The sequence below is a fragment of the Carboxylicivirga fragile genome (assembly GCF_050589805.1).
GTDB classification, from domain to species: domain Bacteria; phylum Bacteroidota; class Bacteroidia; order Bacteroidales; family Marinilabiliaceae; genus Carboxylicivirga; species Carboxylicivirga fragile.
In genome coordinates this window covers 17,198-40,343 of sequence record NZ_JBNGOY010000008.1, presented here as the reverse complement: position 1 = coordinate 40,343, position 23,146 = coordinate 17,198, and the positions used below count along the sequence as shown (strand labels likewise).

Here is a 23,146-nt window from a genome sequence, read left to right as displayed (position 1 = left end):
GGTGGTATTGATTAAAACAAAAAGTAATAAATGAAAGAAGATAAAGTTAGTATTCTGATAGTAGATGATGTACCTGAGAATATTACCATACTTAAAAATTTGCTAGGCACAGAATATAAACTTAAGGCAGCCGTCTCGGGTAAAAAAGCCTTAGAAATAGCAAAACAAAAACCACAACCCGATTTAATATTACTCGATGTAATGATGCCAGAGATGGATGGTTATGAGGTATGTAAAATCTTGAAAAGTTCCGAAGATACTAAAGATATCAGCATTATATTTCAGACATCAAACAATACCCCCCTCGATGAGCAAAAGGCATTTGAATTAGGAGCATCGGATTTTATTACCAAACCTTTTGAACCGGAAGTAGTAAAGTCTCGAATAAAAACCCGAGTGCGTGTTTTAGAAGAAAGGAAGAAACTAGAAAAGCAACTTCAAACTTTGAATGATGCTAAAGCATTGCCTATATCCGAAAAAGAAATTGAGCAGTTGATAGCTTTGGGTGAAACCAATGAGATTGAGTTTAAATCGACCTTGCGAAAAAATTTGTACACCCAAAAAAACGAAGCGCGAATTGAAAACCAATGCTTAAAAACGGTTGTTGGGTATTTAAATTGTAAAGGCGGCTACTTGTTGGTAGGAATCGATGATGATGGTAAAGCATTAGGTTTGACTGCTGATAATTTTAAGAATAACGATAAATTATTATTGCATTGGTTTAACCTCTTAAAGGAAACTGTCGGTGCAGATTTAATAAAGTTTATCGAAAGTGAAATTTTAAATTACAAAGGTGAACAGATATTGTTTGTAAAGTGCGACTCTGCGCCTAAACCCGTTTTTTTTAGTAGAGATGACGAAGAGTATTTCTATGTTAGGGTAGGAAACTCTACGCAAAGTTTAAAGCCTCGCGAGATGTTAGCCTATATTGACAATCATTATGGTTCGGATAGGTAATATTCAAAGCCTGAAAATTCACAAATAATGTAATAGTGTATTACTAATGCGAATCAAGGCTGAAATTAAAAAAGTTATAAAATAAAACTTCACTTGCAGATTCATATAAAAAAGCAGGAGGTGCATTTGTTCAGAATGGCATTAATGATTATAACATTGATTTCATTTACCCTGCAATTTATAATTACCGACACGCTATTGAATTATACCACAAACATAAATTAATTGGCAAAATCAATTCTCTCCCAAACGAATGTAAAATTCATAACCTCAAAGTTCTTTACACAGAGTTTAAGGTACTTCTTTCAGAATCTTTTAAGTTACCCCACCGAAGTGGTTTGAAAATATAATACTTGCATTTGTTGACTTTGACCCAGCTGGAACAACATTCCGCTATGGAATTACAAATAAAAGTGATGAAATGATTATTGACCTATATTATATAAAGAAGATGATGACATGGTTTGCTTAATCTATCCATAATGTTGATGCTGAAATTAAGAATAAGTACAAATAATAAAAGCAAATGAAGCTATAAGTTATTACCCTTATTTAATGCACTTTCACTTACAAAAAATCAAAAATAACCACATTCAGCCAATTCTAGCCAAATCAACCATATTCTAACCAATCTGCACACTTCAAGTTACATAGGTTTACAGCATAATTATTGAAACAATTATGCAAAAGCCGGATTCAGATACTATTCAGGAAGCCACTATGAGAGCAAAACAACGACTTCCTATAGGGCAATTACAAAGAAGAAATAAATACAAGGATATTTCAGAGCAGGAATACAATGACCTTTTTAATTATGCGGAAGCCTTTTCTTTATTGATTCTTGAGTCCTTATCTAAGGAAGAAGTTATAGAGTGCGAACTTTAGTATTATTTAAAATCCAGGGAATCAGTATATTTGTAGAGAGTAAGTCTAAAAATGAAGTCTATGAGTAATTTATCCCTTTTTCAACAATTTGCACCGAAAATTCCTGAAAAATTCAAGGAAGGTAATAATGCCGTGATTTATACAAGAGTATCGTCGGCAGACCAAGAGGATAATACAAGTCTTAGTTCTCAAAAAAAATATTGTGAAAATTTTGCAGGTAAAAGAGGGCTAAATATTGTTGGTTATTTTGGTGGAACGTACGAATCTGCTAAAACCGATGACCGAAAAGAATTTAACCGTATGCTCACCTTTTTAAAACGCTCAAAAAGCATCAATTACGTTATAGTATATTCTTATGAACGCTTCTCTCGTTCTGGCATCAATGGAGCTTCCATTGCCAATGATTTGCTTAAAAAGCATGGTATTATAACATTAGCTGTCACACAGGAACTTGACCCAACAACTCCTTCAGGTGCATTTCAGCAGAATATAATGTTTCTTTTCGGTCAGATGGACAATGAGTTGAGACGAGATAAAGTGGTAACCGGAATGAAAGAACTGTTAATGAAAGGTCATTGGGTTTGGGCTGCTCCAAGAGGTTATACTGACCTTAATAAAGGAAAAGCAACTGAGCGTAATTTAGTAGTGAATGATGAAGGTAAAATATTAAAGAAGGCTTTTGAATGGAAAGCATATAAACAAACTCCTAATGCAGAAATATCTCGTAAATTAAAAACATTGGGCGTTGATATTTCTGAAAAAAGATTACACAACCTATTTACAAATCCGTTTTACTGTGGTTTAATTACAAGCAAAATGCTACCGGGTGAGGTTATTGAGGGGCGGCATGAACCCTTGGTAACTCGTGATTTGTTTTTACAAGTAAATAATATTCGTCAGGAAAATAGGGTTCATGGCTTTGTACATGATAAAGACAATGAGAGTCTTCCACTAAAGGTATTTACAAAGTGTGAGAAATGTGGAACTCCAATGACCGGTTATTTGGTAAAGAAGAAAGGCATATACTATTACAAATGCAGAACGAAAGGTTGCAGAGTGAATAAAAGTGCCAAATCATTGCATCAGATGTTTCAGAATTTAGTTTCTGCTTTTCATATCGACAAAGATGAGCAAGAAGTTATCAAGGTCGTATTATCAGAACAAATGAATGTATTTTTTAAAACGAAAAGTGAAGACTCAAAAAAACTAAAAGCACAAAGAAGTGAAGTGCAAAAGAAACTGGATGCAATCGAAGAGAGATTTGTTATCGGAGAAATAGACCGCTCCTTATATGATAAATTTAAGCCGAAATTCGAGAAAGAAATCGTCGAAATTGAGCAAGAATTAAATGCAACTGGTAATTATAGTTCGAACCTCAATAAGGCACTGAAATTTGTCGCCAAAATAAGTTCTAATTTATTGAATATGTGGGAGTCACTAAGTATTGACAGTAAGAAAGTATTCCAAAACTTGCTATTCCCCGAAGGAATTTACTACAATCACGAAAACAACCAAGTTCGAACCCCACGTGTAAATTCTTTTTTCTCTCTAATCCCTGAGTTGGCAAGGTACACAGAAGGGCATAAAAAAAGGGATTTCGTCAATAAAGACAAAATCCCCGCTTTTGTGATCCCGTCAGGATTCGAACCTGAGACCCTCTCCTTAGAAGGGAGATGCTCTATCCAGCTGAGCTACGGGACCAGCCTTGTGCCTTTTTTCAAAAGCGTTGCAAAGATAAACATTCAACTCAAATCATCAAAAGTATTTTGCTAAAATTCAGAAAAGATTTTATCGCATTTTAATTGTATTTGCTAAGTGTTGGGGTATGTGTTTATTAGGATTTTTTGAAGAACTCTTTTTTGGTTAATAGATGCAGACTTATCGCTTGTTTTATTAGTTTTGTTTTACAATTCCTATATATGTCTGAGAGCAACGTTAGAGAGCTTGAATTTGAACAGATACCAAAATTACTATTTAAGTATTTTTTGCCGGCTTTTGCTGGAGTAATTATCAACTCATTGTATAATATTGTTGACCGAATTTTTATAGGTCAAGGTGTTGGCGCGTTAGCTTTATCTGGCTTAAGTGCTGTTTTTCCTATTATGGTAATTATGATGGCTTTTGGTATGCTCATAGGTGTTGGAGCGGGGGTACGTATCTCTTTTAACTTAGGCAAGAAAGACTTTGAGCGGGCCGAGAAGGTACTAGGTAATTCCTTTGTGTTGATGGTTGTTGTTTCGTTGTCAATAATGCTACTTGGCTTTGCTATTAAGGAACCTCTTCTTATCTTTTTTGGTATTAATGAAGAAACATATGTTTATGCCAATGATTATCTCGATATTATTTTAGCAGGAACATTGTTCAATATAGTTGGATATTCCCTTAATAATTTAATTCGTTCTGAAGGAAGTGCTAAGGTGGCGATGTATTCAATGCTTATCAGTGCAGGATTGAATCTTGTATTGGATCCTATTTTTATTTTTGGTTTAGATATGGGCGTAAAGGGGGCAGCATATGCGACTGTAATATCTCAAATTGCTCTTTGTATTTGGGTGATTGCACATTTTCGTAGTAGTCGTTCAGTAATTCGTTTGCGAGCCCGTAATTTTTCCATTAAATGGGATATTGTTTGGTACATCTTAAGTATAGGTTTTGCGCCTTTTTCGATGCAGTTGGCCTCAAGTGTTGTTTTCGGTGCTTTTAATGTACAGTTGGTTAAATATGGTGGTGATATTGCAGTGGGGGCAATGGGAATTATAATGAGTATCGCTATGCTATTGGTGATGACAATTATTGCTATTAATATGGCGGCTCAACCAATAATCAGCTTTAATTATGGTCTGAAGGATTTTAGTCGGGTTAAACAAACTTTTGTGCTGAGCCTCTGGTTTGCCACTTTAATTTCAATCATTGGTTTTTTATTGGGTGAATTCTTCCCTCGTACAATTATTAAATTATTTAATACCGAGGATCTACAGTTGTTGGAAATAGGCGTGAGAGGATTGCGCATCTTTCTGATGGCGTTACCCTTGATTGGTTTTCAAGTTATAACAGGTAATTACTTTCAGTCGACAGGAAAAGCTGGTTTGGCTTCGTTAATATCTTTAATGCGCCAAGTTATTGTTCTTTTGCCAGTCATTATTATTCTTCCGAAATATTTAGGTCTCGATGGCGTATGGTTAGCTGGGCCTATTTCTGATACTATATCAGCTATCGTAGTTTCCTTCTTTTTAGTAAGAGAATTAAAGGTGCTTAATAAGCGGATAGAGCATAATTAAAAAGCCAAACCCTTCTGGATTTGGCTTTCATGTCTCTATTTAAAAATTAAACTCTGTGGTGGAAAGTGATTTATTCTTCAAGTTTTGATAAGTTCTTTTGTATTTTCTTGATAGCTGAATTTATTGACTTTTCTGGTTCAATTACATTGTATGCTCCCCAGAAATGTTCATCAGCAAAACCTAGTTCTGCATCGCTCATCACAACATTCATTTTCATTCTGTCCGATCCTTTGAAACGTTTTTGAGATGTTTTCTTCCAGTCAGTAACCGCCATTTCAATTCCGGTATGATATACTGAGTTAAATAGTCGTTTTTTCCATTTTACTTTAAAGGTTATTTCACCTCGTGAGTAAGCATACATCCATTTTCCATCACTTTCACGGTAAGTCACTAAATAATTGGCTTCCGTTGGATAAACATCGGCACCTGCTGGCTTTCGTTTGATGAACATACGTCCAACGGCGGCTTTGTCTTCGGTGTTAACCATGTAGTTGGCACTTACGATTGCTAGTTTTTCCGAGTCTATGTATAATTTACCATAGAACAATGGATCATCAATCCAAGTTTGTTGTTTAAACTCTAAAACATAAAGTAAACGATCATTTTCACGAGTTACATTCGAAATCTTAAAAGTATAATCCTCAATAGCATCTTCCGCTAATATCATGTAAGGATTCTTCATGATATCGAGCATCAATGTTGAATATGGCCCTCCTTGTAATTTAAATAGAAGAGTGTCAAGTTTTGAATAATCTGCGCTCTTACGACCTTTAAGTAGGCGAACGGCATCATATCTATCGTTACTATAACCTTGCTTATACACTTCTACTACAGCTTCTGAAAGAGAGGCATATTTGCGTCTATTCTTTATTGTTTCGCGATAAAAAGCGGTCATTAAACTTTCGTCTTGTACGTAATTTTCATTTCTCCTGTTGAGTACCGCACGAATCAAGAGGTTGGCATCTTTAGGAAAAACATTAATGGCATCAAGAGAAACAGTTAGTAGTTCTAACCTTATTTTGTTCTTGCTGTTTTTTAAGTCCTTAATTGCGAGGGTTTTTCCTTTGTACCCAATGTAAGATGCTTGCAAGTTTTTATTTGCCATTTCCTTCGGTACTTTTAGTCCAAATGCACCTTCTGAATTTGTTACGGTTGCAATGTTTGTTCCTTCAATTCCAATATTTGCGAACACTAAAGGTTCGTTATTATTTTCATCGAGAATAACACCTTTTACTGTTATGAAAGATAAGGTGTCGGTTTGTTGAGCTTTTTTAAACAAGTTACCTGCTGATGTAATTGCTGTAAATGTAAAAAGGCACAATGTTATCAGTACTAATGAACGACTGATGCGACTGGAATGATTAATTAAATTTTTCATGGTATATAGGTTTAACTGTTATTATTTCGTTGTCGCTTAAAGGACATCTTTTAAAACAGTTTACCCCTACCTATTTTTGAAAAAAATAATTGAATGATTGTTAACGGACAGAAAAGTAGAGTGTTATAGTTTAATTCCTATTAGTAAAACATCATCAATCTGATCGTTAAATCCTTTCCAATCTTCGAAGAAGTTATTAAAAATAGTCTTTTGCTCCTGCATTGGATGAGAATGATTGTCAAGTATAAGTTGTTTGAATCCTTTTTGCATTAACTTTTTGTCTTTTGGTCCGCCAAATTGAGAAGCGTAACCATCTGAGTACATATAAAGACAATCTCCATTTTCGTATTTGATGGTGTGATTTCTGAAAGAGCGATCAATTTCACCATAGGATACAGGCATGTGATCGGCCGGATAAATGTTTAACATGTTATTGCGAACGAGTATAATTGGGTTGAATGCCCCGGCAAATTGTAGTTCATTTTTCTTCTTGTCAATGCTTACAATGCTTATATCCATTCCATCTTTGACTTCACTTTCTTCATGTTGTTGCAACGATTCAATCACAATTCTTCGAAGTTCATTCAGTATTTTGGCTGGCTGTGTTTCTTCATTTTTACCAATAATTTCATGAAGATACGCAACGCCAAACATGCTCATAATAGCACCGGGAACACCGTGTCCGGTGCAATCAGCCGCAACAACAATTACTTTGCTTCCCACTTCTCCAACCCAATAAAAATCACCACTAACCACATCGCGTGGTTTCAATAGGATAAAGTGTTCAGGAAGAACTTCTTTTAAATACTCTTCTTTTGGTAAACTGGCATTTTGGATTTTTTGTGCATAGTTAATGCTATCCGTTAACTTCTTATTCATGGCGCCAATCTTCCAAATTAACCTTTGGTTTTGATCACGCGCCATTTTTATAGCAATCTGCGTTTTTACGCGCGCTTTAAGTTCTAATGTGTTGAATGGTTTTGTAATAAAATCGACAGCACCTGCTTCGAAGCCTTTAATAATACTTTCTGGATCGTTTTGTCCCGTAATGAATATAACGGGAATGTCCTTTGTTAGTTCGTTTGTCTTAAGGAACTTGCAAACTTCGTAGCCGTTAAGCCCTGGCATTATTATATCCAGTAATATAAGATCTGGTTTGTTTCGAGAGAATGCTATTTCAAGTGCAGTATCACCATCACCAGCAGCGTATAGATTATAACGCGCCAAGGAATCTTTTAAGATGTCGATATTAACAGGCGAATCATCTACTAATAATATACTTGGTTTTTGGTTGGTCATGCACTTTTTTGAAATGTGTAATCTAATTTACGGAAAAAATGATTGAAAGTTTGTGGTTTATGTCAAACAAGTGGATTTAATTTCTTTATTTCTAACTTATGTTTATTTGCATTGGAAATGATGGTTAAATAGAGTTATAGTAGTGAAGCTACCTCTTTATCTAAGAACCAAGTGCATTTACTTTTATCTACTAAAGCTGCAGGGTAGTTTTTTGCAACTTCCTCTTCATTGATGATTTCTTTAACTTTTTTAGCTTTGTTGTTACCTGTCACCAAAAATATTATCTGCTTTGCATTGTTAATAACTTTACCGCTTAAGGTGACTCTAAATTGGCCTGATTCCGGATGTTGGGCTAGTTCACAAATATTCTCACTATTCCATAATCCTATTTGATGTGGAAAGATGGAGGCAGTATGCCCATCATCACCCATGCCTAGTAATATGAGATCAAATTGAGGAAGATCATTTGCCTGAGGCACATTTTCAGAAATAACATCTATGTAATCGTCAACAGCTTCATCAGGTGATAATTCACCTTTTACCCTAAAAATATTGATTGCTTTTGTGCTTACGTGATCAAATAAATGTTCGCGAGTCATTCCAAAATTACTTTCCGGATCAGTGGCTTCAACGATACGCTCGTCGCCCCAGAAAAAGCGAAGATTAGACCAATCTATTTTTTTCTTGTATTCATGCGATAAAACTTCGAAAATCGCTTTGGGTGTACTACCACCAGATAAGGCTATATAAACTTCTTTTTTTTCAAGCGATAACTTGCTTAATAAATCGCCGAATTGTTTTGCTAAGGTTTTTTTATCTGAAAATACCTGTACGTTTTTCATAGGTCTTCTATTATATCGAAACAAAGTTAACTTATATAAATAGACAATTAGATGTATAATGATGTTCATTATATTTTCTGCAATACAACTTTATATTACTATCTATATATTAACACTTAGTCTATTAATTCATTTGCGACTCGTTTGAAGAACTTTGAGGTAAGATAATGAACTGTCGAACAGGTATATTTAATTTAACATTTATAGTTTGGTTAGTCCTGCTTTTTGTTGATCAATTCTGAATTGATTGGGTGTTTTTTTTGTTAGTGTTTCATAAAAAAGACAAAAGTGTCTTAAAGTATAAAATTATAATATACTCATATAAAGTAATTTAGAGAAATTATTAAACATCCAAACATCTAGAATGTTGTATATGTAGAAAATTAGATATAGTTTTGAACTCTCAAAGTTGAAAAGAAAATAATATGTACAGAACAGTTTTTATAAGTTTATTACTAATCTCCTTAATGGGGATGCCAGATAGAGCCAAGGCTCAGCAATTGAATAATGAGCCAACATTGAGCCTGACAGAAGCCCTACAATTGGCAGATGAAAATAACAGAGAGGTGTTGAAAGCACTTTCTGATGTTAAAGCAGCTAAGGCAAATAATCAACAGGCGCTCGCTGCATTTTTACCATCGATTGAGCTATCGAGTGCTTATGCAGTGTCAAACGATCCATTAAACGCATTTGGGTTTAAGTTGCAGCAGCAAAATGTAACCATGGCCGATTTTGATCCAGCTGTGATTAATTCACCAGGTAGAACCAATCATTTCAATACACAAGTATTGGTTGAGCAACCGCTTGTAAATGTTGATGCTTGGATGGGAAAAGGAGCTGCTAATAATCAGCTTAAAGCAGTAGAACACAAAACGGAGTATACTCGTTCTTATGTAGCGTACTTGGTAAAGCAAACGTATTATGCGCTTCAACTTGCCCAGAATAAGGTTGAAGTCATGAAAAAAGCACAAGTTGCTACTGCGAATTATTTAAAGATGGGTGAAGATAACTTGAGACAAGGTTATATGAAAGAGGCTGATGTGATGTCGATCAAAGTTCGAAAGTACGAACAAGATGCAAAGTTAAAGGAAGCCGAAAATGATGTGAATACGGTTAGTGAAACTTTGAACTTCTTATTGGGGCGCCAATTAAATGAAGCGATTCAAATAAGTGATTCCATTCAGCAAGTGAGCTTTACCTTTAATACAGCGAATACGATTTTCAATCGTTCAGATGTTTTGGCCATGCAGTACGGGGTTGATGCCTACAAAAAAATGTCGAAAAGCGAATTGATGAAATTTGCTCCGCGTGTAAATGCCTTTGGTGCTTATAATTTAAACGATTCTGATTTTGGTGGTTTCAGTGCAGATAGTTATATGCTTGGTCTTAAGTTGCAATGGCGCATCTTTAATGGAGGCCGAAACATAGGTAAGGTAAATAAAGCAAAGGCCGATTATTCTAAAGCACAAATTAATTACGATGATTATATAGAGAAGGAAAATATGGAGTTGTCCAAGGCTTCTCGAGCAATTGTTTTGGCCGAGAGTCAGCTTATCACTTATCAATTGGCAGCCGATCAAGCCAAGGAATCATTACGAATTCGATCAAACCGTTACAATCAAGGTTTAGAGAGTACAAGCGATTTATTGATGAGTGAAACCAAGGCTGAAGGTAGTCAGTTGCAGCAACTCAATGCTATCTATAATTATAATTTAGCGGTCTTTAAATATCAATTATTGGTATCAGAATCAAATCAATAATAATCCATTAAATAAAGAGTAATTGAGATTTTCGTTCAATTACTAAAGTCATAATCAATAAGTCAATAAAAAAATCTAAAATATGAAAGTATTAAATGTATTTATGTCATTGCTGGTAGTTGCCATACTGGCTCAATCGTGCGGAAAGGGTAAGGCTGATGAGTCTAGTAAAACAAATGGCATGAACGTTCAAACGGAAGTTGTTACAAAATCAACTGTTGCTAAGAAGTATCATTTTACGGGAGCAATGGCATCGGTTAATCAATCTACTTTAAGTACCCGCTTAATGGGGCAAATTAGTAAAGTTCATGTTGGTGAAGGAGATGTTGTAAATAAGGGGCAGTTGTTAATTTCCATAAGAAGTAACGATATTTTGGCCAAAAAGAAACAAGTTGAAGCTAATATTATCCAAGCTAAAGCAGCCAATAAACATGCTGCAGATGACCATAAAAGGTTACTTGTCTTATTCGAAAGTAAAAGTGCCACTCAAAAAGAACTGGATGATATAACTGTTCATTACGAAATGACAAAGGCGCAACTTGAGATGGCACAGAAAGCCAAAGAAGAAGTGCTTGAAATGCTGTCGTATGCCAATATTGTAGCGCCATATAGTGGTGTTATTACTCAAAAATTTGTTGATGCGGGCGATATGGCGAATCCTGGTATGCCATTATTAGCCATCGAAGCACCTGATTTGTTTGAAGTAAATGTAAAAATTCCAGAATCAGAAGTTTATATGGTTGAGAAGGGTGATACGGTTGAAGTTCGTGTTGGAACTTTAACCCAACCTGTACCTGGTATGGTTGCTCGTGTAAGTCCATCGAGTCGTTTTTCAGGTTCTCAATTTGATGCTGTTATTACATTGTTGCCGATGCCTGGTCAAGTCGAGAAATTACGAAGTGGCATGTTTGCACATGTTGATTTGTTAAAAGGAAAAGAGGAGAAAATACTCGTTGAAGAAAAACAACTTGTTACGCAAGGCCAATTACAAGGTATTTGGATTGTAAGTCAAAACAACCAAGCATTACTCCGTTGGGTACGTTTAGGTAAAAAGTATGGAGATAAAATCGAGGTTTTATCAGGTTTGAATGAGGGCTCAAAGTTAGTTGTTAAAGCTGATGGCCGTCTTTACGATGGAGCCGAATTGAATTTAAATTAATTGTTCCGCAATAAAAATAAATATAACAGATGAAACGAGCCATGAGCGAATAATTCTCACACACGAGAATGACTTTGCTGGCGAGTTCCATCCCGATAGCTATCGGGAGACAATTGAAAGAAAATATTATCATATGAAAACAGGTATTGCCGGGACACTAGCCCGAATGTTTATAAAATCAAAGTTGACACCACTTTTGATGGTGGTCTTTGTGATAATAGGAGTGTATAGTTCCTACTTAACGCCTCGCGAAGAGGAGCCACAGATTGATGTGCCTATTGCCGATATTTTTATTGGCTATCCGGGAGCCAGTCCGTCAGAAATTGAATCGAAGATTGTTACACCTATCGAGAAGGTTATTTCTAATGTTAAAGGTGTGGAGTATGTGTATTCCCAGTCCTTGCCCGAACAGGCCATGTTGATTGTTCAGTTTTATGTAGGTGAAGATATTGAGCGCAGCTTGGTAAAACTCTACAATGAGATAATGAAAAACATGGATCAAATGCCTGCTGGGGTAACGCTTCCATTGATTAAGACACGTTCAATTGACGATGTTCCAGTAATGAGTTTAACACTTTGGAGCGAGCATTACGATGATTATCAATTAAAGCGCGTCGCTCAGGAATTAAGCTCTGAAGTTGAAAAAATAACTGATATTTCAGAGACTAAAATTATAGGTGGACGTAATCGTGAGATTCAAGTAGTTCTTGATCGCGATAAGATGGGCGTATTTAAGTCTGATCCATTGATGATTACTCAACAGCTTCAGGCTGCTAACCAGCAAGTGTCGTCCGGAAGTTTTAATCAAAGTAATGAGGAATACGTCGTTCGAACTGGTAAGTTTTTTGAAACAGCCGATGAGGTAGCTAACCTAATTGTTGGTGTTTATCAAAATTCACCCGTTTATTTGCATCAGGTAGCGCAAGTTATTGATGGACCTGCTGTACCTAATTCGTATGTTGCTTTCGGTTATGGAAAAGCAAGCGAAGAAAAAGAAACATACAAAGGTGAATATTCTGCCGTAACTATCTCAATTGCAAAAAGACGTGGAGCTGATGCGATGCGTTTAGCAGAGCAGATTAATAAGCGAGTGGAGCAGTTGGGGAGCAATTTAATTCCGGCTGATATTCAGGTAGAGGTGACTCGTAATTATGGAGAAACAGCGTCTGACAAGGTTGGTGAGTTGTTAATGCACTTGTTGGGTGCCATTATTGCAGTAACCTTTGTGGTGATGCTTGCCATGGGTTGGCGTGGTGGATTGGTCGTATTTATATCAGTACCAATTACCTTTGCTCTAACAATGTTTAGTTACTATTTTATGGACTACACATTGAATCGTATCACACTATTTGCGCTTGTATTTGTAACAGGTATAGTGGTGGATGATTCCATTATTATAGCGGAGAATATGCACCGCCATTTTAAAATGAAACAATTGCCATTTTGGCAAGCGGCACTGCGGTCCATCGATGAGGTTGGTAATCCTACGATCTTAGCAACATTCACGGTAATAGCGGCTGTTATTCCGATGGTATTTGTGTCTGGAATGATGGGGCCGTATATGAGTCCGATGCCGATTGGTGCATCCATTGCAATGATATTCTCATTGTTGGTGGCTCTGATGATTACACCTTGGTTGGCTTATCGATTGTTAAAACACGACGATTCTACTGATGGTGAAAAGGATTATTCACTTGAGAATACCTTCATCTACAGGATGTATGATAAAACAATGCGCCCTATGATTGAAAGCCCTATGAAACGTTGGGTGTTTATAATTGGCGTTACACTTTTATTATTTGGCTCGGCTAGTTTGTTCTTGTTCAAGGTTGTAACAGTTAAGATATTACCTTTCGATAATAAAAACGAATTCCAGGTGGTGATTGACATGCCTGAAGGTACTACGCTTGAAGAAACGGCTAATGTTACCAAAGAGTTAGCTGCTTATTTAAGAAGTCATGAGTTGGTAACCAATTACCAAACATACGTAGGAACATCGGCCCCTATTAACTTTAATGGTTTAGTGCGTCACTATGATTTGCGCCGTGGTTCAAATGTAGCCGATATACAGGTTAATTTGGTTTCGAAAAAAGAACGTGATTTGCAGTCACATGATATTGCCAAGGAATTACGTCCGGGGTTACAGTCTATAGGAGAGCGCTTTAATGCCAACGTAAAAGTGGTTGAAGTACCACCAGGTCCTCCGGTAATGTCTACACTTGTCGCAGAAATTTATGGTCCGAATTATGAAGCTCAAAAAGATGTTGCCCAACAGGTTAAAAATCTGTTTGCGACCACCGAAAGTGTGGTTGATGTGGATTGGATGATGGAAGATGACCAATTAGAGTATCGCTTTGATGTGGATAAAGAAAAAGCGATGATGGCAGGTATAGCTCCACAGCAGATCATTCAAGCGATGAACATGGCTTTACGTGGTGCTACAGTATCGCAACTGTATGCTGAGAACGATCATCAACAGGTTGGTATTACCTTGCGCTTAGCTGAAGATAGCCGAACAAACATTGATGATTTGAAGAAAATTAACCTTGTGTCATCGCGAGGTGATATGGTGGCTATTGGCGACATGGTGAATGTGCGTGAAGTGCTCAATGACAAAAGTATCTTCCGGAAAAACCAGAAGCAAGTGGTTTATGTTACGGCGGATGTTGCAGGTGATCTGGAAAGTCCTGTGTATGCCATATTGGATATGAGTGATCGAATGGATGAAATTAATTTGCCAGAAGGTTATTCAATAGAAGAGTTTTATAATGGACAACCTTTTAATGAAAGTAATTTTGGTTTAAAATGGGATGGAGAGTGGCAAATAACCTATGAAGTATTCCGTGATTTGGGAACAGCTTTCGCTGTGGTGTTAGTTATTATTTATATGTTGATAGTTGGTTGGTTTCAAAACTTGAAAGTGCCATTTGTGATGATGGTTGCTATTCCATTATCCTTAGTAGGTATTGTGTTGGGACATTGGTTGCTCGATGCCTTCTTTACCGCCACTTCAATGATTGGAATGATAGCACTTGCTGGAATAATGGTCCGGAACTCCATCTTACTCATCGACTTTGTTAACATTCGGCTTAATGAAGGTGTACCACTTCGCGAGGCTGTAATAGAGGCTGGTGCAGTGCGAACTACGCCAATTCTATTAACGGCAGGAACCGTGGTTATTGGAGCAGTTGTTATTCTGTTCGATCCAATTTTTCAGGGATTAGCTATTTCGTTAATGGGCGGAACCATTGCCTCAACGGTGCTTACATTACTTATTGTTCCTCTCATATTTTTCATGACAGAGCGTAAAAAGCATGAAGGTGATGTAGAAGTTAAATCGGTGAATGAGACAGAACAAACAGAATCGAATGATAACGAATAAAACTTGACACAATGAAATTACTAATAGCCATTACAGTTGCAGAATTTAGAGATCGCCTGCAGGAGCATTTTAGCGAACATCAGGTGCCTTATTATAACGAGTTTGAAATGAAAGGTATGCGCAAGTTGCAGAATCAGCATCGTCTGGGCAATTGGTTCGGTAAAGGAAGTATTGGTATTAATAATATTGCCTTTTTGGCTTTTTTAGATGATACCCAAGCTGATAGTTTACTTGAAAAGTTATTGCGGTGTAAAGCTGAAGTTCCGCAGTGTAATATTAATGCCTATATCGTTGATGTTGATAAGGGTATATAGAAAATTATTAATATTAAATAATAGAATTATGCAAGAAAGAATAGTTAGGGCGATAGCTGGTACTATGGTGTTGATAAGTATTTTACTTGCCATCACCCTACATATCAATTGGCTTTATTTGGCAGGTTTTGTAGCTGTCAATTTAATTCAATCATCAATTACCAAATGGTGTTTTTTAACAGATATACTTACAAAATTAGGAGTGCCTAAATAGTTAGTGTTGGAATGTAAATAGATGATGAAGAGGGTGTCCAAAAAGTAAAAATTACAATTAGGTTACTTTTAATTTGTAATCAAATATCCTTTTTTACTACCCCTAAATCCCCTGAAGGGGTGCGATAGCTATCGCACTTAAGCCTCCACTTTAGGGGAGGTTTGGAGGGGTAAAACGAAAGTAAAATAACAAACTGTAAGTTTGCTTGTTCACAAAAATACTTTTTGGACACCCTCTTTGTATATACTGGCTTATAGAGAAGATTTCAAAATATAATATTAATATTTAGTTAAAAAGGTTTATATGTATTTGATTTTTAATTGATTTAAGTTAAATTTATGGTAGAGAGCTTTAGTCATAGCAAAATACCACAAATTACTGCTTATGGACAATCAAAATAAAAGTCAAAAGGAACTGTTGAAAAAACTTGATGACTTGCAGCGGAAGTATAATTCCTTGCAAAACACCTATGATAGAGTAATCGCTGATCAGAAGCAAACAGAACTGGATTTAAAAGAAAGAGAGATAAATTACTTCGGTTTATTTAATACTGTAAAGCAAGCAATATATATACAAAATCCGGATTTAACCTTTGTGAATGTAAATCAAGGTGCCATTGATCTGTATGGTTACGAACGTGAGTATTTTATTGGAAAAACACCGGAGTTTCTTTCTGCGCCTGGAAAGAATGATTTGAATAAAGTAGCTAAGTTGATTGAGCGTGCTTTTAATGGCGAGCCACAATTTTTTGAGTTTTGGGGTTTAAAAAAAGATGGTACTATTTTTCCTAAAGATGTTTGGACCGTAAAAGGAAGTTATTTTGGCAAGGATGTGGTAATTACTTTTGCTGCCGATATTACCGAGAAGAAGCAGTTTTTGAATGATTTAATTGTTGCCAAAGTAAAAGCTGAAGAAAGTGAGCAGCAGTTTAAAAGTTTATACCAAAATGCAGCAGATGCTATTTTTATTGCAGACCCCGAAACAAGTCTTATTCTGGATGCCAATAGAGCAGCTGAGAAATTGATGCAAATGACGCGAGGTGAATTAGTTGGTTTACATCAATCTAGACTGCATCCTCCCGAAAAAGAGGATTATACCAAAAAAACCTTTAAGCAACACGCCAAGGACGCTCAGGAATTAGTTCATACCAATAGGGTCGAAAATCTGATAGTTCGGAAGGATGGTACAACAGTGCCGGTTGAGGTATTACCATTTGAAGTGAAATATAAGGGTAAGAAATGTTTGGTTGGTAGTTTTCGGGATATAAGTGCGCGTAAAGAAGTAGAAGAAGAGTTGTTGCAAGCTAAGGAAATTGCTGAGGCTAACAATGCAAATGTTACTGCTATTATCGAAGGAACAGAGGATAGTATTTGGGCATTTGATGTCAAGTATGACATTATTTACATTAATAAAGTTTTTCAACGAGATTTTAATAAAGCTTTTGGAGTGTTATTACTTCCTGGCTCTAATTTGATCGATGCCTTGCCAAAAGCTATACGTGGTTTCTGGAAACCTCGATACGACAGGGTTCTTGCAGGGGAGTCATATACGGTTGAGGATATAGTAGAAGGGGTGAATGGAAATATCTATATTCAAATTTCATTTAATCCCATCATCAAAGATTCGAAGGTGATTGGTGGGTCATGTTTTGGAAGTGATATTACTGCGCGTAAATTATCTGAAATTGAATTGATAAGAGCTAAAGAGCATGCTGAGGAAAGTGATCATTTGAAAACATCCTTTCTGCAAAATATGTCGCATGAAATTAGAACGCCACTTAATGCTATTTCCGGGTTTTCAGGTTTATTAAATGAACCAGATTTATCTAAAGAGAAGCGAGAGGGCTACGTTTCTATCATACAAAATAGTAGTAATCAGTTGGTATCGATTGTAACTGATGTGCTAACTATTTCAGCGATTGAAACCAATCAAGAGCAGAAAAATGTGGGGGAGGCTTCTGTCAACCTCATTGTAGCTGATTTATTAACGATATTTCAGCAGCAGGCTTCGGATAAGAATGTAGAATTGGTTTCTAATATGTCATTAAAAGATCATGAGGCTGAAATCTATACTGATGGAACAAAGTTGACACAGGTGTTAAGTAATTTGATAGCTAATGCTTTGAAGTTTACCTATAGAGGATCGGTAGAAATTGGATGTAGCTTGGTAAAGAACGATTTGGAATTTTACGTTAAAGATACCGGTATAGGAGTTAAGCCTGAATTTCATGAGAAAATCTTTGAGCGTTTTCGTCAGGCTGATGTATTAATTAGCAGGGAATTTGGAGGGACTGGTTTAGGCTTGTCAATATCAAAAGCCTTTGTTGAACTGTTAGGAGGAAAGATTTGGTTAGAATCGGAGATCGAAAAGGGAACCACCATATATTTTACTATTCCGTATGAGCCGATTATTAAAGTCGATGAAGAAGGTGCCGTTGTCAAACAGAGTGAGCAAGTAAGAACAGTGTTGGTGGCCGAAGATGTTAAGAATAATTTTTTATACTTAGATGCTATTTTAACGGGTATGTCTTTCGTTGTAATTCATGTAAAGAATGGCAAGGATGCGATAGTTGCTTGTAACTCTAATCCGAATATAGACCTTGTTTTAATGGATATTAAAATGCCTGTTATGGATGGTTATGAGGCAGCTAAACTTATAAAACAGTCGCATCCTAAGATTCCGATTCTTGGTCAATCGGCATATGTGTTAGAAAATGAACTTGCTAAATACAAAGGCGTGTTTGATGATTATTTAACCAAGCCAATTAGTAAGGATTTGCTGAAACAGAAAGTGTTGGAATATATATCTTGATAATATTCGAATAATACAATTTCTATTTGCGCAAGGTAATTTTTGTTGGATCAATTTTATTAATGTCCACAGGAGCTTGATAGAATGCTTCATGCAATTCTGTAAGCATATCTTTTAACGGAATGTTCTTGGGTATGGATGAAAAATTCATTTTATTAATTGCTTCGGGTGTTGCAAAAACGCCAGGAACCCAATGGTTAGGAGTTTTTAGTTCCTTGTACCTGTAACGGGCAAAATCAAGAAGGTTATAGCACTTCCATAGTTTTCGCCAATGCAATAACAACGGAATATTCATTTCTGTAATGCTGGGATCCGAATCGTAGCCATCGTAAAAAGCATATGGATCATCATTAACCATTTCATCCAATTTTATTTTTGATTCCTTATCTGGTTTGTTAAGTGGTGTATGACTTGGAAATATCCCTTTCATTTCGGTGAAGTGTTCAATATCTGTCATCCCAAATGATAAGGTATGAACAGCAGGATTACTCAAGCAAAATCGAGCATTCCATTGGATGGGAGTTGAGTGAGGAATGGTTTCGCGTATTTTTTCCGGAGCTTTGTATAATTGTCCACCTTTGTCGTTAGGAGAGATAATGAAAACACCCATGTCTTTCTCTTTTGCCAATGCTACTGCCGCCTCATTTCTCTGATAGAAATAATAGTAGTGTAAATTAACAAACTCAAATAAATCAGTTGATATGGCTTTTTCAATCACCTCTAGTGGAGCATGGGTGCTGAAACCAACGTGTTTAATGATGCCTTCCTCTTTCATTTTCAGTAAGGCTTCAACAGGGCCACCTGTCTTACAAGCAGAGCTTATAATTTCATCTGTATTGATTCCATGCCATCCATAAAAATCGAGGTAGTCGGTTTTAAGTGTTTTTAATTGTGTATCAACTAATTTTCGCATTTCATTGGCAGTGGCTGAGTTGCCCTTGCTCATTAGGTAATACGATGAGCGATCAATATTTAATTCATCATTAAGGGTTCTGCCAAAAACAGTTTCGCTTTTCATGTAACCATAAGCTGTCTCAAAATGGTTAATGCCATTTTTAATTGCCAGGTCAACAATTTGATTGCAGTGATCTTGTGTGGCACGTGGAATTTCGTGACGAGGCTCTTCCCATACCTGTTTGAAACGCATTCCACCTAGTGTGATTGTGCTAATATGTTTATTGGTTTTCCCGAAACGTCTGTACTCCATTGCTTGTGATTGAATCCTATTGAGTTTGTTGTGGCTGCAAAAGTAATCCAAAGTTCAACAATGGAGCATATTTAAGGTTCATTAAATTTAAGTGAATTGTAATGCCAATGGAAGCAGCGTTTATCTATTTCGATAAATAAATACCTAGACGAAATCCAGCGCTAATATTGATGCCCCAATAGTTGCCTTCATATCTGCGAGCCTCGCTCCACAGCCAATCGTCCCAAATGTCGCCTCCCTCCGGATCAGAAATGGCACCTTCAACATCAATGTATTCACGTTCAACAAACCGGATGCCTATACCCACAAACGGATCAAATACCATTCTGGATCCCATTCTTAAACTAATGCCAAATTTATAATGCGCGCCAAATTTTAATCGAGTGTATGTAGCGGCATCGTAGCTTACCTTTATTTCACCTCTATCCTGGTAGTAATAGTCGTCTTTCAGATTTTCTTTAACATCAATGTAAAAAAGCTCAACGGAATTATACCAACGCGCCCGGTATTTATCGTTTAAGTAAAACTTTAATTCGGGACGTACTTCAAATACTTGATACGAGCGATCATTTTGATAGTATGATCCTCGTTGGTATTTACTCTGATTAAAGCCAATGTCAGTGCTTAAGCTCACTCTTTGCGAAAGACCAATTTCGACACCTAGTCGTATTCGCGAATAGGTGTCCATTGCAGACAAAGGTGCCCAACTAAAAATGATGTTTCCTTTGTAATCGTGTTCAATGGTTTCTTCTTGAGCCGCAATTAAGAAAGTGCTGGGCAACAATATCAATGCTAATATAAGTCGGTTCATAGGGAATTAGATTTCTTCATTCACTATGACAACTAATTAATAGTATGCACGCACTCTCAATAAATGTTAGTTATTTATGTCTATAGCTCACAGTAGTTTCCATCGTTCGATAGGTTTTTACACGGATAGCGCCATGTGATATCATTTTCTTCAATAAGATCATCAGAAACATCGGGGCCCCAAGTGCCTGCTGGATAACCGTGCACAGGTATGCTATCGTCTTCTTGCCATGCTTTTAATATTGGGTCCACAAATTTCCATGCAGCTTCAACTGCATCGCCTCTGTGGTACAATGTTCCGTCACCCAACATGCAGTCCAGTAGTAATCGTTCGTAAGCACTTGGTAAATATGTGTCAGATAAATCGCTGTAGTGAAAATCCATATTCACATTCTGAACATTAAAACCAGCTCCCGGTACTTTCATGCCAAACTTCATCAGTACACCTTCATCTGGTTGAATGCGAATGACTAACTGATTGTAGTTTTTGCATATGCTTTCGTTATCAGCAAACAAATGATGAGGTGTTGCTTTGAAGTGGATCACTATTTCGGTGACACGTGTTGGTAGCATTTTTCCGCTTCTGATATAAAACGGTACACCAGCCCAGCGCCAGTTGTCGATAAATAGTTTCATGGCAACAAAAGTCTCAGTGCGAGAGTCCGGATCAACCCCTTGTTCTTCGCGATAGCCTTTTACTTGCTCTCCCTTTATTTTTGATGCTGTATATTGTCCACGAATAGCATATTTCGAAACTTCTTCTTCTTTGATGGGGCGGAGTGAGTGAAAAACCTTTGCAATTTCGTTTCGAATATTAGTAGAATCTATCAAGGCAGGTGGTTCCATGGCTACCAGCCCTGCTAAAAGTAATAGGTGATTCTGAACCATGTCGCGCATGGCACCCGATCCTTCGTAATAGCCGCCACGATTCCCAACACCGATGTTTTCGGCACCAGTAATCTCCACATGATGAATGTAGTTGCGATTCCAAAGCGGTTCAAATATGCCATTTGAAAATCGTGTCACCAGAAGATTCTGTACAGTCTCCTTGCCAAGATAGTGGTCTATTCGGTATATCTGCTCTTCTTTAAAGTCTTGTAATAATTTTGTATTTAGTGTTTGAGCTGTTTTTAAATCATAGCCAAATGGTTTTTCAACGATAAGGCGTTTGAATCCATCCTCTTCGCTATTTAAATTTTGTTTTGCAAGTTGCTCAGGTATAATGCTGTACATACTTGGCGGCGTAGCCAAGTAGTAGATAAAGTTGTTCCCTGTTTTGTATTGTTCATCCAACTCGCGCAGTTTACCTTTCAGCAAACAATATTCATCCGGATCTTTGGTGTCGAATGAGAAATAGTGCAATTTCTCAAGGTACTCATCTAATTTTTGTTCGCTCTCAGGTTTGTTTAATGCAAACAGGATAATTCCTTCCTTCATCTTAGTGCGGAATTCCTGATCACTTAAATCGGTTCGTCCTAAACCAAGTATGGCAAATTGCTTTGGTAATAAATCCTGATCAAATAAATCAAACACTGCAGGTACCAATTTGCGATAGGTTAAATCGCCTGAAGCACCAAATATTACTAGTATGTGGTTTTCTGGTTTATTCACGATGGTATAGTTTCAATAGATAACTAAGAAAGTGGCACTATTGTTTGTCGATTTGTCGATTAAAAAAGTGTTTTGAGTCACCCCATTGGTTATAGCCAATTTCTCTACCTGCCATCTCAACTCTGATACTTAGGCAGTTTGAGCAATCCTCGGCGCCTTCATCCGTGCAAGGTTTATTTTCATAGAGCGTATAATCTTTTCGATGCGTAGTTGGTGTGATGTTTGGCATAATCACATTGGCACCGTAACGCAGAGCTTTTTCTCGTCCCATTGGATCAATGGCTTGTAAGGCGGTTGCAGCAGCTATATTAATATCTGGCATTAATAGGCGAAGAGAGGCAATCATGTTTAGTGCCACTTCAAACCTACGTTGCAAAGGCCACAAATCATCTTTGTATTTATAAAGTGGCGTTTCGGTGTGTTCAATAAATGGCCCCATACCTACCATGTCCACATTCATAGCTTTAAAGAATAAAAGATCATCGGCCAGTTGGTCGTAGGTTTGAAATGGTAAACCAATCATTACACCGGTTCCGGTTTGAAAGCCTACCTTTTGTAATGTCCTTAAGCACTCTATACGTTTCTCAAAGTTGTGTTGCTCATCTTTGGGATGAATTTTATAGTATAGTTCCTTGTTTGATGTTTCAATTCGTAAGAGGTAACGATGAGCCCCCGCATTAAACCATTCCTGATATACTTCTTCTGTTTGTTCTCCAAGCGAAATGGTTATACCTAGTTCTCCATTAGTCGCTTTTTTTATTTCCTTAAGTAGAGCAGTTACTCTATCGGTGAAAATTTTGTCGCTCCGTTCACCTGCCTGTAGTACAAGTGATCCATAGCGATTTTCGTGAGCAAATTTTGCAGCATCAATTATTGCTTCATCATCAATGTCATAACGCTCCGATGATGAATTGCCTTTGCGAATGCCACAATAATAGCAGTCTTTAGTGCAGTAATTTGAAAATTCAACTAAGCCTCGAAAATATACTTTCTTGCCTAGTGAATTGATATAATGATTGCCTGTCTGTTTCAGAAAGTCATCTCTTTCTTTCCCCTCCAGGCTTAACAAATAGCTTAAATCTGCTTTGTTAAGTTTTTCTTTCTTAATGATCTCTGATATTGAGTTGCTCACGGCTAATCCTTTTTTAGAAAGCGTAAAAATAAGAAAAAAACAATATCAATCAGGTTGAAAGTTCAATCATTCGTTTATTTTTGCCGCGTGATAAATTGTTATTAGAA

At 36.7% G+C, this 23,146-nt stretch carries 16 protein-coding genes, 1 tRNA gene and 1 pseudogene; 10 read left to right on the top strand and 8 right to left on the bottom strand.

What is annotated here, in order from left to right; genetic code table 11:
- Nucleotides 1-30 precede the first annotated feature (30 nt).
- The 3 genes and pseudogenes from ACRD7B_RS04770 to ACRD7B_RS04760 form a co-directional block, all read left to right on the top strand.
- Entirely contained in the window at nucleotides 31-957 is a 927-nt protein-coding gene (locus ACRD7B_RS04770) for a response regulator (protein ID WP_430823332.1), read from the top strand.
- A gap of 681 nt (nucleotides 958-1,638) precedes the next feature.
- A complete protein-coding gene (locus ACRD7B_RS04765) occupies nucleotides 1,639-1,842 on the top strand; it encodes a hypothetical protein (protein ID WP_430823331.1) in 204 nt (67 codons plus the stop codon).
- Nucleotides 1,843-1,893: 51 nt separating this feature from the next.
- Nucleotides 1,894-2,736, top strand: a pseudogene (locus tag ACRD7B_RS04760) (recombinase family protein); the annotation flags it as partial.
- Between the two features lie 733 nt (nucleotides 2,737-3,469).
- On the opposite strand, the gene ACRD7B_RS04755 reads toward ACRD7B_RS04760, so the two are convergent.
- A tRNA-Arg gene (locus ACRD7B_RS04755) sits at nucleotides 3,470-3,543 on the bottom strand.
- A 218-nt stretch (nucleotides 3,544-3,761) separates the two neighbouring features.
- Here ACRD7B_RS04755 and ACRD7B_RS04750 point away from each other — a divergent pair.
- Nucleotides 3,762-5,120, top strand: coding sequence for an MATE family efflux transporter (locus ACRD7B_RS04750; protein WP_430823330.1), 1,359 nt, complete (start codon nucleotides 3,762-3,764; stop codon nucleotides 5,118-5,120).
- A 70-nt stretch (nucleotides 5,121-5,190) separates the two neighbouring features.
- Here the strand turns inward: ACRD7B_RS04750 and ACRD7B_RS04745 are convergent, their stop codons facing one another.
- The 3 genes from ACRD7B_RS04745 to pgl form a co-directional block, all read right to left on the bottom strand.
- Nucleotides 5,191-6,498, bottom strand: coding sequence for a carboxypeptidase-like regulatory domain-containing protein (locus tag ACRD7B_RS04745; RefSeq protein WP_430823329.1), 1,308 nt, complete (start codon nucleotides 6,496-6,498; stop codon nucleotides 5,191-5,193).
- A 123-nt stretch (nucleotides 6,499-6,621) separates the two neighbouring features.
- Entirely contained in the window at nucleotides 6,622-7,797 is a 1,176-nt protein-coding gene (locus ACRD7B_RS04740) for a PP2C family protein-serine/threonine phosphatase (RefSeq protein WP_430823328.1), read from the bottom strand.
- 134 nt (nucleotides 7,798-7,931) lie between these two features.
- Nucleotides 7,932-8,639 (bottom strand): 6-phosphogluconolactonase, encoded by a 708-nt coding sequence (gene pgl, locus ACRD7B_RS04735; protein ID WP_430823327.1) that lies wholly within the window; start codon nucleotides 8,637-8,639, stop codon nucleotides 7,932-7,934.
- A 425-nt stretch (nucleotides 8,640-9,064) separates the two neighbouring features.
- Here pgl and ACRD7B_RS04730 point away from each other — a divergent pair, with 425 nt between their 5' ends.
- The 6 genes from ACRD7B_RS04730 to ACRD7B_RS04705 all read left to right on the top strand — a co-directional run bounded on the left by ACRD7B_RS04730 (nucleotide 9,065) and on the right by ACRD7B_RS04705 (nucleotide 18,279).
- A complete protein-coding gene (locus ACRD7B_RS04730; RefSeq protein ID WP_430823326.1) occupies nucleotides 9,065-10,399 on the top strand; it encodes a TolC family protein in 1,335 nt (444 codons plus the stop codon).
- Nucleotides 10,400-10,481: 82 nt separating this feature from the next.
- Nucleotides 10,482-11,558: an efflux RND transporter periplasmic adaptor subunit gene (locus ACRD7B_RS04725; protein ID WP_430823325.1), complete on the top strand. Its 1,077-nt coding sequence runs from the start codon at nucleotides 10,482-10,484 to the stop codon at nucleotides 11,556-11,558.
- Nucleotides 11,559-11,691: 133 nt separating this feature from the next.
- Nucleotides 11,692-14,940, top strand: a complete 3,249-nt coding sequence (locus ACRD7B_RS04720; protein WP_430823324.1) for an efflux RND transporter permease subunit — start codon at nucleotides 11,692-11,694, stop codon at nucleotides 14,938-14,940.
- Between the two features lie 11 nt (nucleotides 14,941-14,951).
- On the top strand, nucleotides 14,952-15,254 hold the full coding sequence (locus ACRD7B_RS04715) for a hypothetical protein (protein WP_430823323.1): 303 nt from the start codon (nucleotides 14,952-14,954) through the stop codon (nucleotides 15,252-15,254).
- A gap of 28 nt (nucleotides 15,255-15,282) precedes the next feature.
- Nucleotides 15,283-15,468 (top strand): YgaP family membrane protein, encoded by a 186-nt coding sequence (locus ACRD7B_RS04710; protein WP_430823322.1) that lies wholly within the window; start codon nucleotides 15,283-15,285, stop codon nucleotides 15,466-15,468.
- Nucleotides 15,469-15,852: 384 nt separating this feature from the next.
- Nucleotides 15,853-18,279 (top strand): PAS domain S-box protein, encoded by a 2,427-nt coding sequence (locus tag ACRD7B_RS04705; RefSeq protein ID WP_430823321.1) that lies wholly within the window; start codon nucleotides 15,853-15,855, stop codon nucleotides 18,277-18,279.
- Nucleotides 18,280-18,301: 22 nt separating this feature from the next.
- Here ACRD7B_RS04705 and ACRD7B_RS04700 read toward each other — a convergent pair whose 3' ends face one another.
- From ACRD7B_RS04700 to hydE, 4 genes are all read right to left on the bottom strand, one after another.
- Nucleotides 18,302-19,486, bottom strand: a complete 1,185-nt coding sequence (locus tag ACRD7B_RS04700) for an aldo/keto reductase (protein ID WP_430823320.1) — start codon at nucleotides 19,484-19,486, stop codon at nucleotides 18,302-18,304.
- A 124-nt stretch (nucleotides 19,487-19,610) separates the two neighbouring features.
- On the bottom strand, nucleotides 19,611-20,297 hold the full coding sequence (locus tag ACRD7B_RS04695; protein ID WP_430823319.1) for a DUF3575 domain-containing protein: 687 nt from the start codon (nucleotides 20,295-20,297) through the stop codon (nucleotides 19,611-19,613).
- Between the two features lie 80 nt (nucleotides 20,298-20,377).
- Nucleotides 20,378-21,907, bottom strand: coding sequence for a glucose-6-phosphate dehydrogenase (zwf, locus tag ACRD7B_RS04690; protein WP_430823318.1), 1,530 nt, complete (start codon nucleotides 21,905-21,907; stop codon nucleotides 20,378-20,380).
- A 37-nt stretch (nucleotides 21,908-21,944) separates the two neighbouring features.
- Nucleotides 21,945-23,039 carry a [FeFe] hydrogenase H-cluster radical SAM maturase HydE gene (gene hydE, locus ACRD7B_RS04685; protein WP_430823317.1) on the bottom strand — a complete coding sequence of 365 codons (1,095 nt, stop codon included), beginning with the start codon at nucleotides 23,037-23,039 and terminating at the stop codon, nucleotides 21,945-21,947.
- Nucleotides 23,040-23,146: the final 107 nt, after the last annotated feature.

What these genes read in the sequence shown, in the direction of transcription:
- ACRD7B_RS04770 (WP_430823332.1), top strand. Translation starts at nt 31, where the DNA reads ATGAAAGAAGATAAAGTTAGTATTCTGATAGTAGATGATGTACCTGAG.
- ACRD7B_RS04765 (WP_430823331.1), top strand. Translation starts at nt 1,639, where the DNA reads ATGCAAAAGCCGGATTCAGATACTATTCAGGAAGCCACTATGAGAGCA.
- ACRD7B_RS04750 (WP_430823330.1), top strand. Translation starts at nt 3,762, where the DNA reads ATGTCTGAGAGCAACGTTAGAGAGCTTGAATTTGAACAGATACCAAAA.
- ACRD7B_RS04745 (WP_430823329.1), bottom strand. Translation starts at nt 6,498, where the DNA reads ATGAAAAATTTAATTAATCATTCCAGTCGCATCAGTCGTTCATTAGTA.
- ACRD7B_RS04740 (WP_430823328.1), bottom strand. Translation starts at nt 7,797, where the DNA reads ATGACCAACCAAAAACCAAGTATATTATTAGTAGATGATTCGCCTGTT.
- pgl (WP_430823327.1), bottom strand. Translation starts at nt 8,639, where the DNA reads ATGAAAAACGTACAGGTATTTTCAGATAAAAAAACCTTAGCAAAACAA.
- ACRD7B_RS04730 (WP_430823326.1), top strand. Translation starts at nt 9,065, where the DNA reads ATGTACAGAACAGTTTTTATAAGTTTATTACTAATCTCCTTAATGGGG.
- ACRD7B_RS04725 (WP_430823325.1), top strand. Translation starts at nt 10,482, where the DNA reads ATGAAAGTATTAAATGTATTTATGTCATTGCTGGTAGTTGCCATACTG.
- ACRD7B_RS04720 (WP_430823324.1), top strand. Translation starts at nt 11,692, where the DNA reads ATGAAAACAGGTATTGCCGGGACACTAGCCCGAATGTTTATAAAATCA.
- ACRD7B_RS04715 (WP_430823323.1), top strand. Translation starts at nt 14,952, where the DNA reads ATGAAATTACTAATAGCCATTACAGTTGCAGAATTTAGAGATCGCCTG.
- ACRD7B_RS04710 (WP_430823322.1), top strand. Translation starts at nt 15,283, where the DNA reads ATGCAAGAAAGAATAGTTAGGGCGATAGCTGGTACTATGGTGTTGATA.
- ACRD7B_RS04705 (WP_430823321.1), top strand. Translation starts at nt 15,853, where the DNA reads ATGGACAATCAAAATAAAAGTCAAAAGGAACTGTTGAAAAAACTTGAT.
- ACRD7B_RS04700 (WP_430823320.1), bottom strand. Translation starts at nt 19,486, where the DNA reads ATGGAGTACAGACGTTTCGGGAAAACCAATAAACATATTAGCACAATC.
- ACRD7B_RS04695 (WP_430823319.1), bottom strand. Translation starts at nt 20,297, where the DNA reads ATGAACCGACTTATATTAGCATTGATATTGTTGCCCAGCACTTTCTTA.